Here is a 9,246-nt window from a genome sequence, read left to right as displayed (position 1 = left end):
ATGCAACCCACTGGAGGTGCCTGCGTCAAGTGACGCCGGTCGCGTCAACGCCGCGGGGTGGGGGGGGCGGGGTGCCCCCCCCCCCCCCCCCCGACCTGGTGTGTCGCTTGCGGTGGAGCCGGGGCGTCGACCGGCCCGGAATCAGCTCAGGGTCGCGGAGATGAGGACGTAGCCGAACTCCGGAGTGCTGGTGAACTCGCGCGTCGCCTCGATCATCGCGTCGACCTCGGCCGAGTTCCCGTTCTCCACCAGCTGGTCCCGCACGGACTCCCAGGCGTCGGCGAGAAGGGTTCCCGTGCGGGCGACGTTGTCGCTGATGTCCCGGACGTCAAGATCCTTGAAGCCGTGCGAGGACAGTTGGGCGGTGTAGTCGTCCAAGGAGCTGAACGAGTGCACGCCGAACGTCTCGCAGATCCGGTCGACGGCCCGCATCCCGGCATCGCTGATCGGCGTTCGCAGCACGAAGTCAGCGATCGCCAGCCGGCTGTTCGGGCGCAGCACACGCGCTGTCTCCGCCAGCACCTGGGCGCGGTCCGGGACGTGGAACAGCGACTCCAGAGCCCAGGCGGCGTCGAACGAGTCGTCCGGGAACGGCATGCGCATCGCGTCCGCGTACTCGAACGCGGCCCGGTCCGAGAGGCCGGCCTCGGCCGCGCCGGTCCGGGCCTGGTCCACCTGGGACTCGCTGATCGTGATGCCGACCAGCCGCACCGGGTGGGCCTGGAGCAGGCGGGCCGCCGGCTTGCCGATCCCGCACCCGATGTCGAGCACCTTCTGTCCGGGCTGGGGCGCCAGGAGTTCGATCATCAGGTCCGTGAGACGGTCCGTCGCCACTTCCGGAGGCGCGTCGTCGTTGTCGTCGTGCCAGTACCCATTGTGCAGGTTGCCGCCCCAGCGGTCCCGAATCTTCCCTGCCACGCGAACTGTTCCGCTGCCGTTGTAGAAATTCGCGACGTCGTTGTTCATGTCGGATGAGCCGACCGTCATGCCGCCACTTCCTTACGAGAATGGAGATCGCTGCGGACCGGGTAGAATTCAACCAATCCCGTGGACCGACCAAAAGTGGACCTTCGTACACGCGGCCTCGCGCGTGCGGGGAGTCTGATTCAACCGTCCGGACAAATCCGGTGGACCTGAATCCGGGACGTCCGCGCCCGCTCAATCCGTCAGGCGACTCGACAGCGCGCTCTGATCTTCCGCCGTCCAGCCGTGTGAGGCGAGCCAAGGGTGGATGCCGCCGAACCGGCTGTCGAGCGTGGTGAGCAGATCGCGTATGTAGGCCGGGCGCGGCAGGAGGCTCGAGAACGGCCGCGCACGGATGTCGGCGGCGTACAAGGGGTTACCGCCCAGCCGCTTCGCGATCTCGGCCATCTGCTCACCGGACCTCACGTAGTCCACCGCGATGGCCTCCCTGCTCACCCCGATCGCGTCGAGAGCCAGCGCGCACACCACCCCCGTCCGGTCCTTGCCCATGGCGCAGTGCACCATCGTGGCTCCCGTACCGCGCGCGATGATCCGGAGCGCCGCCACCACGGAGTCCGGCCGTTCGGTGCAGTAGCGGAGATAGTGCCCGGTCGAACCCGCCGGCTTGGGCTGTCCGTCCGCGGGCTTGCCGTGCCAGGGCATCGCCCGGCCGGTGTCCACCCGGTCAGAGTCCGGTGGGGAGGCGGCGAGCAGCGACAGGTTGTGGATCGTGACGCCGGGAACCCGGGTCAGCGGTCCGGGACCTTCGCGGTGGACCTCGGCGCCGCTGCGCAGATCGATGACCTCGCGGACGCCGAGCGTCCGCGTGAGGAGTTCGACGTCCGACGGGGTGAGGTCCTGAAGGCCGCCCGAACGGATGACCCGGCCGAACCGGGTGACCACGTCCGCCGTGGCGGGCAGTCCGCCCAGATCACGGACGTTCAACGCGCCCGCCAGCTCGATCCTGTGAAGGCCGGAGCTCATCGCGGGACCTCCGGACCGGCGTCCGGGGGAGGCGGGCACAGGGCCGTGGCCGGGAGGTACGGGCCGGTACGGTCCGGACTCCGTCCGTCTGGTGATAAGCGGCAATGCGAGATGCCGCGGTCGATGTATCCGTTTACTGGTCCGGATGAGGAGGTGTGCATCGCGAACACGGTGATCCTTTCTCGATAACGCCCCGCTTGAGGCCATTGGTTCGGATCTCGACGGTTCCTTGGAGGGACGGGCGTGCTGAATGCCGCCGTGGTGACGTCACCGATCACTCCGGAATCGGACGGTGAATCCGATTTCAGAGCAGAGCGGCGGCCAGTGAATCGACGAGTGCGTCGACCCGCGGAGCGGTGCGCAGGGCCCAGGCCGACTCGGCGACCCTCTCCGCCTTCTCACGGCTGGTGCTGATCGTCGAGTTGAGCATGAACTTGGCCGTCAGCTCGTCGCGTGAGAGGGGGTTGTCGGGCCCCCCTCGGTTGGTGAGGGCCTCCACGGTGCGGCGGGTGCCGTCGGCCAGTTCGGCGGTCAGTACCGCGGGGAACCGCAGCGGGAAGAGGGCGCTGCACCGCGGATCCGCCACCACTCGGCACTTCGCGGCCAGTGCGAGACGCGCGGGATCGGCCGCCGCCTTGTCGGTGAAGTCCTCGTGGAAGACGCCGAGCCCACCGCCACCCAGCAGTGCCGAGGCCACGGTGAACGGTCCGCTGAAGGCGCTGTGGTAACCCGACTCCGGACGGACCTTCTCCTCGTACGGCTCGCCGATCGTGTGCACCACCGGGGCGGGCACACCGAGTGTCAGCGCCACGATCCTCCGCGGGTCCACTCCCTCCGCCCGGAGGCGCAGGGCCGCGTCGATGCCCGCATGGGTGAAGTGGTTGCAGGGATAGGGTTTGAAGAACACCCCCGGTGTCTCCCAGTGGTCGCCCAGACCCTCGGTGAGCCGGCTCACGTCTGCCCGGTCGCCGCAGAACGCCCGCAGGAAGCCGAACCGGCCCTCCAGTACGGTCGGCGGGCCGGTCAGTCCGTGCCGCGCGAGATCAGCCGCGACGACACCCGAGTGCGCGGCCCAGCCGCAATGGACCCGCTTGACGGTGCCGCCGGTGCGGTTCGCCTCGATCACACCGGAACCCATGCTGCAAGCGATGCCGATCGCCGAGGTCAGTCCCTCCTCGTCGAGTCCGCGCAGCATGCCCGCCGCCACGGCCGCGCCGACGGCACCGCAGATCGAGGTGGCATGCTGGCCCCGGTCGAAGAAGACCGAGTTCCCGGCCACCGGGTCGTACCCGGCCAAGCCCAGTCGGCAGGTCACTTCGACGCCCACGATCGCCGCGTCGAGCAGCGCGGAGCCACGGGCCCCTACCTCCTCGGCCACCGCGAGGGCGGCCGGGATCACCGCGGCCGACGGATGGAGCACCGACGGCAGGTGCGTGTCGTCGAAGTCGAGGCTGTGGGCCAGAGTGCCGTTCACCAGGGCGGCCGACGGCGCGGGCACCCGGGCCCGCATGCCGATGGCGGTGGAGTGCGCAGCGCCTCCCCATGCCCTGACCACCGTGGAGACGATGCGCGCGGGCTCCTCGCCCAGCGCGGCAAGGCTGTTGCCGATCAGGTCGACCACCCGGCCGGCCATGTCGGTCCGCAACTCGTCGGGCAGACCGGTGCGGGCCGCCTTGGCGGCCAGGGCCGCCAGTTGTTGGGCAGGCGTTCGGGTCACAGGTCCGCCCCTCTCTTCTCGAGCGCGTCGGCCAGGGTGACCAGCCAGCGCGCGTTCGCGATCAGCGCGGGGTCGACGAAACGTCCCAGCTCGTCCAGCCAGGCCGCCTCGTCGTGAACCCGCTGCTGCTCCAGCCACGCTCGGGCGTCGCGGACTTCCGCCGCGGCCGGGGTGAACAGGCGGTTCACCACGTCCACTTGACGGGGATGAATCACCGACCGGCCGAAGAAGCCGTGCCCCCTGCCCGCCGCGGTGTCACCGGCCAACCCGTCGAGGTCCGCCACGTCGGTCCACACGGCCAGCGGTGGACTGGGCAGCCCCGCCGCCCTGCTCGCGTTGACCAGGCGCTGGCGCGCCCAGCTCAGGGCCGAGCGGTCGCGCAGCCGCAGATCGGCCATCAGGTCGGCCTCACCGAGCGAGAGCGCGGCGACCAGCGGATGCGCGGTGGCGAGGCGGAACGCGTTCTCCACGCCGAGCGCGGACTCGACGATCGGCTGTACGGGCAGTCGTACCCGCTCCGCGACCGCGCGGACCGCGTCCGGCTCCTCCGCCTTCGGCAGCCGCAGCCCCGCGGCCGCCGTGCCCGCGAGGGCGTCGAGATCGGCGTCACCCCACGGGGAGTCAACCGAGTTGACCCGAACCCAGAGCGGTTTCGCATGCGGGCCCGCCACCGCGGCCACGGCGTTGTGCCGAGCGGCCTCCTTGGCGTGGCCGGGCACGGCGTCCTCCAGGTCGAGGACGACCGCGTCCGCCCGTCCGGCCATGGCCTTCGCCAGCAACTCGGTCCGGTGCGCCGGGACGTAGAGCCATGAGCGCGTGATGTCGATCACCGCGTACCTCTCGAGGCAGTAGCGTGTGGCACGTGCTTGATCTCCCTGTTCGTCATTTTCCCGGCCAGGACGGTGCGCGGCTCGCTTACCGCGAGGTGGGTGAGGGACGGCCCCTGGTACTGCTGCACGGGTTCTTCTCGTTCGCCGCCCACCACTGGGTCCGCCCCGGTCACGCTGCCGCGCTCGCCGCTCACGGCCACCGGGTGATCATGCCGGACCTGCGGGGACACGGAGACAGCGCCAAACCGCACGACCCCGGCAGCTACCCGCGTGACGTACTGGCCGACGACGCCGTCGCGCTCGTCCGGCACCTCGGGCTCGGCGACTACGACCTCGCGGGATACTCGCTGGGCGGCCGGACCGTGGTACGCATGCTGACCCGCGGCGCCACGCCCGGGCGAGCCGTCGTGGCGGGCCAGGGCATGGAGCAGATCAACGCCGAGCGCGTCGGCAGCGTCGGCGTGCTGGTCCGGCGCGTGTGCGCCGGCCTGGGCACCTTCGAACCCGGCACCGCCGAATGGAAGGCCGAACAGTGGCTGAGGTCCACCGGCGGTGACCCGGTCGCACTTGTGCGGGTGCTGGACACGCTCGTCGCCACTCCGGCCCACGCGGTGAGGCGGATTCAGGTACCGACGCTCGTGGTGGCGGGCGCCGACGACGACAGGGTCAGGTCCACCGAGGCGCTCGCCGACGCGCTGCCCGCGGGCAGCCACGCGGTCGTTCCGGGGGACCACTCGACCGCGATCGCCGCGCCGGAGATGGGCGCGGCCATCGCGGCCTTCCTCCACGGTCAGTAGCGGCGTTCGCCGTCACCGCTGATCGGCGACCACCACTGGCTGTAGTTCGTCCCACCGTCGCCGAAGATGCCGCCGTACCCCTCGACGACCTTGCCGTTCTCCCACTTGAGCATCTGCACACCGGAGATGTCGAGCACGTCGAACGGCGAGGTGCTGCCCTCCGGCGCGCCGGCGCGGACCGCGTGGATCTTGTTGGCGTCTATGGAGTACCCGTCCTCGTTGTTGATCAGCAGCGTGACGGGCTGCATGGCCCACGATCCACCGGATGCCTCCAGCATGGCCCGCACATACGCCATGAAGTCGTCGATGCCGATGCGCCAGCCCGCGTGCGCGTGGTTGCCGGGTGCCAGGAAACGCAGCTCCTCCGACCAGTACAGCGCGGTCTTCTCGCGGTCACCGGAGCTCACCGCCTGGTACGCGGCGCCGACCAGTTCGGGGGTGATCTCAACCATGTCAGTTCTCCTCTTCGTTGCGCCGGGTGTCCCGGTCGTCATCGGTGCCTTCAAGAGTGGTGAGCCATTCGTCGACCAGGGCGGCCGTGGAGTCCGCGTGCTCCTCCATGATCGTGAAATGGTCACCGGGGGCGGAGCCGGTCGCGTGGAAGAGCGACCAGCCAGGCCCCCATGCGTCGTCGGCCAACGGGGCGCCGTCCACGTCCGGGAGGGCGTCCGCCGCGCGGACGAACAGGGTGGGGGTGGTGACCGGGAGCGGCTCCCAAGCACCGAACGCCTCGAAATAGCCGCCCATCGCGGTCAGCGACACATGGTCCATCGACACGAACTGCTCGCGCCGCGAGAACAGTCCGCCGGTGAAAGCCTGCTGCAGCCGCGGGTTCATTTCGCGCGGCAGGTACGTGTCCACGAGCACCACCGCGGCGGCGGGGTGGCCCGCCTTCTCCAGACGCTCGCCGACGGCGTGGGCGATCCAGCCGCCGGAAGAGTAACCGAGGAGGGCGAACGGGCCGCCCCCCGCCTGTTCGAGAACAGCTTGTGCCTGCATCTCTATCAGTACGGCCACATCGGCGGGAAGGGCTTCTCCAGCGACGAAGCCCGGTTCCGGCAGGACCACCGTGCCCCGAACCCCGCGCAGCGCGGCGCCGAAACGTGCGTACTGGTGCGCTCCTGACATGGCGACCACGGCGGGGAAGCAGATCAGGGTGGTGCGCGGGCCGCGCGCCAACGGCACCGGGTGGGGACGCTGCAGAAGGCCCTCGGCGGTGTCGAAGACGGGACGGAAACGCGCGGCGAGGCGGACCAGCTCCATGCCCTCATCGATCCGGTCCGCCGCGCACGCCTGGCGGAACAGAGCGCCGAGGGTGTCCAACGCCTCAGGATCAGCTGCGCCACCGTTCCCCGTTCCGGCTACGGCGAGTTCGTTGAGCAGGAAGGCCGTCAGCGCGGGCGGGGTCGGGTAGTCGAAGACGAGCGTCGTCGACAACCGCAACCCTGTCAACCGCTCCATCCGATTGCGCAGGTCCACCGCGGTGAGCGAGTCGAAACCCAGCTCGGTGAACGACAGGTCCTCCTCCACCGACGCGTACCCGAGCACCGCGGCCACCTCGCCACGGATCAACTCGGCCAGCGCCCGCTCCCGTTCCTCGCCGGTCAGCTCGGTCAGCCGCGAACGCAGATCCCCACTGTCGGCTCGCGACGCACGACGGGCCCGCCTCGGCCGTACCAGCCTGTCCCAGATGGGCGGGAGATCGCCTGCGGCACGCAACGCCGCCGTGTCCAGGCGCAGCGGTACGAGCACCTGCTCCGCCCTGCGCAGCGCGGCGTCGAACAGTGCCAGCCCCTCTTCCGTGGGGAAGGGAACGACACCGCCGCGTTCCAGCCGGCGGCGGTCCGCGACCATGCCGTCGTCCCAGGGGCCCCAAGCCAGGGACAGACCCGGAAGACCCGCTGAAGCGCGGTGGACGGCGAGCGCGTCGAGGAAGGCGTTGCCCGCGGCGTAGTTGGCCTGCCCCGCCGCACCGAGGGTGCCCGCCACGGAGGAGAACAGCACGAAGGCGTGCAGATCGTGATCCTGTGTCAGTTCATGCAGGTTCCAGGCCGCATCGACCTTGGACCGCAGCACGCCGGTGAGCCGCTCCGGAGTGAGCGACGCCAGCACACCGTCATCGAGGACACCCGCGACATGCACGACGGCGCCGAGCCGTCGCCCGGCCAGCACGGCGGCGAGCGCCTCCCGGTCGGCCACGTCGCAGGCTTCGGTGACCACCTGGGCCCCCGCCCCGGTCAGCTCTTCGTGGAGCGCGGCCATCCCGGGAGCGGTCTTGCCGCGGCGGCTGAGCAAGAGCAGGTCCCGCACGCCGTGCGTCGCCACGAGATGGCGGGCAACCGCCCGGCCGAGCGCCCCTGAAGCCCCGGTGACCAGCACCGTTCCGTTGGCGAAAGGCGCCGTCTCGGCTCCCGCCGGTCCCGTGACCGGCGCGAGACGGGGTACTTCGACGAGGCCCTCCCGGACCGCCGCCTGCGGCTCGCCCGAGGCCAGCACCTCAGCCAGGGACCGCGCTTCGACGTTCGGACCGCAGGAGTCGACGAGCGTGATGCGGCCGGGGTACTCCGCCTGCGCCGCACGGACGAGGCCCCAGACCGGCGCCGCGCCGATGCCGGTCACCGCAGCGCCGGTCGCGCCCCACGTCGTCAGCACGAGGTGACTGGTCGTGAACCGTTCATCCGCCAGCCAGGACTGCAGGAAGAGGAGCACGCGCCGCGCCAGGTCGGCGGCGGCCCTCGGCACGCCGTCGTCGGGTTCGGGGTGGAGCGGAAGGAAGACCACGTCCGGTGCCTCGCCGGTGGCGTCCGCGGCCGCGCGCAGCGCGGCGAGGTCGGCGTACGACTCCACCGTCCTGACATGACCGGCCGAACCCGTCAGCCACGACACGTCCGCTCCGAGCACCGCCCAACGCGCCTGTCCGGCGAGCTTGGGGGAGGAGCCGAGCGGGCCCCAGCTCACCTCGTACAGCGATCGGCTCGACCCGGTCTCCGCCAGGTCGAGCAGAGGCCGCAGGGTCAGCCGCCCGATCGTGCCGGCCGTCCGTCCATCCGCTTCGCGCAGGTGCAGGGACACGGCGTCCTTGCCGGCAGCCGATATCCGCACCCGCAGCGTTTCCGCACCCGTGGCCGTCATCCGTACGCCGCTCCAGGCGAACGGCAGGCTCGCCCGGTCCGCGGTGGAATTGGCGAAGTCCCCGAGACCCACCGCGTGCAGAGCGGAGTCGAGGAGAGCGGGATGCACGACATGCTCGTGCGCGCCGTCCCGCGCCTCCTCGGGCAGCGACAGCTCGGCGTACACGTCCGCACCGCTCCGCCATGCCGCCCGTAGCCCGCGGAAGACGCTGCCGTAGCGCAGCCCTTTCTGTTCCAGACCCTCGTACAGGGAGTCCAGTTCGACGGGCACCGCATCCCTCGGCGGCCACGGTTCGGTGTGCTCCTCCGGGGCCTCACCGGAGCCGGTGAGCACGCCGGACGCGTGGCGGGTCCACTGATCGGCCGACCCCGACGGACGCGAGTGGATCCGCAGGTTCCGTCGGCCGTCGGCGTCCGGGGCTGCGACGGCCAGCCGCAGGTCGACAGCGGAATGCTCGGGAATCACCAGTGGCGTTTCCAGGGTGAGCTCGTCGAGCACAGGGAGGTCGCATTCCTGTCCGGCGTGCAGGGCGAGATCCACGAACGCGGTGCCGGGCAGCAGGACGCTGTCACCGACCACGTGATCGGCCAGCCACGCATGGGTGGCGAGCGAGAGCCGACCCGAGAACACGAACACGTCCGCGTCGGATATCACCGCGGAGAGCAGTGGGTGGTGTGTGGTGTCGAGTCCGGTGGTGTTGGTGGGGTGGGTGGTTGGGGGGTTGTCGAGCCAGTAGTGGTGGTGTTGGAAGGGGTAGGTGGGGAGGGGTGTGGTGTGGGGGTTGGTGTGTTGGTAGTAGGTGTTCCAGTTGGGGTTGGTGCCT

The 9,246-nt window shown here is 70.7% G+C and carries 7 protein-coding genes; 1 reads left to right on the top strand and 6 read right to left on the bottom strand.

The annotated features are described in order from the left end of the window. Positions 1-141: 141 nt before the first annotated feature. From ABT106_RS28935 to ABT106_RS28920, 4 genes are all read right to left on the bottom strand, one after another. Positions 142-987, bottom strand: coding sequence for a methyltransferase domain-containing protein (locus ABT106_RS28935; protein ID WP_351283159.1), 846 nt, complete (start codon positions 985-987; stop codon positions 142-144). A gap of 171 nt (positions 988-1,158) precedes the next feature. After that, positions 1,159-1,947, bottom strand: a complete 789-nt coding sequence (locus ABT106_RS28930; RefSeq protein WP_351283157.1) for a tyrosine-protein phosphatase — start codon at positions 1,945-1,947, stop codon at positions 1,159-1,161. Positions 1,948-2,251: 304 nt separating this feature from the next. Then, positions 2,252-3,664, bottom strand: coding sequence for an MmgE/PrpD family protein (locus tag ABT106_RS28925; RefSeq protein WP_351283155.1), 1,413 nt, complete (start codon positions 3,662-3,664; stop codon positions 2,252-2,254). After that, positions 3,661-4,494, bottom strand: coding sequence for an HpcH/HpaI aldolase/citrate lyase family protein (locus tag ABT106_RS28920; RefSeq protein ID WP_351283153.1), 834 nt, complete (start codon positions 4,492-4,494; stop codon positions 3,661-3,663). The genes ABT106_RS28925 and ABT106_RS28920 overlap by 4 nt, the downstream gene beginning before the upstream one ends. A 32-nt stretch (positions 4,495-4,526) precedes the next feature. Here ABT106_RS28920 and ABT106_RS28915 point away from each other — a divergent pair, with 32 nt between their 5' ends. Continuing rightward, on the top strand, positions 4,527-5,291 hold the full coding sequence (locus tag ABT106_RS28915) for an alpha/beta fold hydrolase (protein ID WP_351283150.1): 765 nt from the start codon (positions 4,527-4,529) through the stop codon (positions 5,289-5,291). On the opposite strand, the gene ABT106_RS28910 is transcribed toward ABT106_RS28915, so the two are convergent. Both ABT106_RS28910 and ABT106_RS28905 read right to left on the bottom strand, forming a co-directional pair. Continuing rightward, entirely contained in the window at positions 5,285-5,743 is a 459-nt protein-coding gene (locus ABT106_RS28910; protein ID WP_351283147.1) for a nuclear transport factor 2 family protein, read from the bottom strand. The two genes, ABT106_RS28915 and ABT106_RS28910, sit on opposite strands and share 7 nt — an antisense overlap. Before the next feature lies 1 nt (position 5,744). Further along, positions 5,745-9,246 (bottom strand): type I polyketide synthase (locus ABT106_RS28905; RefSeq protein ID WP_351283144.1); only part of this gene is annotated, 3,502 nt, incomplete at its 5' end.

The sequence above is a fragment of the Streptomyces sp. NPDC002044 genome, assembly GCF_040296725.1.
Lineage (GTDB): Bacteria > Actinomycetota > Actinomycetes > Streptomycetales > Streptomycetaceae > Streptomyces > Streptomyces antarcticus.
This window is presented reverse-complemented; position numbering and strand designations above follow the sequence as displayed.

Excerpts from the sequence above, each read along its gene's own strand:
- ABT106_RS28935 (WP_351283159.1), bottom strand. The coding sequence starts at position 987 with ATGACGGTCGGCTCATCCGACATGAACAACGACGTCGCGAATTTCTAC.
- ABT106_RS28910 (WP_351283147.1), bottom strand. The coding sequence starts at position 5,743 with ATGGTTGAGATCACCCCCGAACTGGTCGGCGCCGCGTACCAGGCGGTG.
- ABT106_RS28930 (WP_351283157.1), bottom strand. The coding sequence starts at position 1,947 with ATGAGCTCCGGCCTTCACAGGATCGAGCTGGCGGGCGCGTTGAACGTC.